This window comes from Streptomyces sp. NPDC037290 (assembly GCF_055603245.1).
On sequence record NZ_JBVJVZ010000141.1, the window covers coordinates 1 to 1,396 of the forward strand.

Annotated in this window: 1 protein-coding gene and 1 pseudogene; both read left to right on the forward strand. The window is 66.2% G+C overall.

Annotation, left to right across the window (positions count from 1 at the left end):
- Positions 1-807 (forward strand): tyrosine-type recombinase/integrase (locus ACZ7HQ_RS45485; protein ID WP_471003521.1); only part of this gene is annotated, 807 nt, incomplete at its 5' end.
- A gap of 55 nt (positions 808-862) precedes the next feature.
- A pseudogene (locus tag ACZ7HQ_RS45490) lies at positions 863-1,396 on the forward strand (hypothetical protein); the annotation flags it as partial.

Sequence of the window (1,396 nt, forward strand, 5' to 3'; positions counted from 1 at the left end):
GAAACGCTTCGGCTGGCGGGCCTGCGGGCCGAGGAACTGATCGAGCTGACGCATCTCAGCGTCCGGCAGTACCAGCGGCCCAACGGCGAGGTCGTGGCTCTGCTCGTCGTCACTCCCTCCAAGAGCGACCGCGAACGGATCATCCCCATGTCCGCCGAGCTCTTCCACGTCATCGCCCAGGTCATCCGGCGCCACCGCAACGAGCACGGCACCGTCCCGGTCTGCGTCCGCTACGACAGCCACGAGAGGACCTGGAGCGAACCACTGCCCTACCTGTTCCAGAACTTCCACGGCGGCACCCAGCGCGGCATGGCCAACATCACCGTCTGGCGCATGATCGGCAGAGCCTGCGACGACCTCGCACTGACACACCCGCAGTTCAAGGACATCAGGTTCGCGCCCCACGACTTCCGCAGGCTCTTCGCCACCGAGCTGGTCAACAACGGCCTGCCTATCCACATCGGCGCCGCTCTGCTCGGCCACCTCGATATCCGAACCACCCGTGGCTACGTCGCGGTCTTCGACGAGGACGTGATCAGCAACTACCACCAATTCCTCGCCCGGCGCCGGGCCGAACGACCGAAGGAGGAGAATCGGAACCCCACCCCGGAGGAGTGGACCGATTTCCAGGAGCACTTCGACAAGCGCCGCATCGAACTCGGTTCCTGCGGCCGTCCCTACGGAACTCCCTGCGCCCACGAGCACGTCCCGTTGACCGAACTAAGTTGGACGTTTCCTGGGCTCGTGCTGAAGCCGACGCATAGTGACCGTAGGGACGTTGTAGCTGCTTCTGGAGCTCCGTGGTGACTGCGTGTGTCCGGGCGGATCTGGTCTTATCGCGTGTCGTCGAGTCGGTCGACCCGTGGAGGTACGGATGTCAGAGCACAGCACGACGGTCCGGGATGTGGCGGCACTGAAAGTGGCGCGGGTCGGCCGCGTCGAGAAGAGCGGTGACCCGCTACGACCGTTCCGGCTGATGGACGCCGACGGCTCCGAGGTGGCGGCCGTCAGTGAGTTTCTGCACCACATGCTTGCTGACGACGCGAGTCCAGCGTCGCTGCGGTCCTACGCCTACGAGCTGTTGGCGTGGGTCCGGTTCTTACACGCGGTGGAGGTGCCCTGGCATCTCGCGAGCCGGGTCGAGGCCCGCGACTTCGCACTGTGGCTGAAGACCACGAAGAAGCCACCGCGCCAGCGCCGTCCCGACGCGCCCTCACCGGGCTCGGTAAACCCGGTCACGGGGAAGGCCGCGCCCGGCGAGAACTATGCCGCTCGGACCAGGCGGCACGCTCGCGCGGTGATCCGCTCGTTCTACGAATACCACCGCGAGACCCACGGCCGACCGCTGATCAACCCGTTCCCCCAGGGCGGTGCCGCCGAGGAAAGCAGTCCGAAT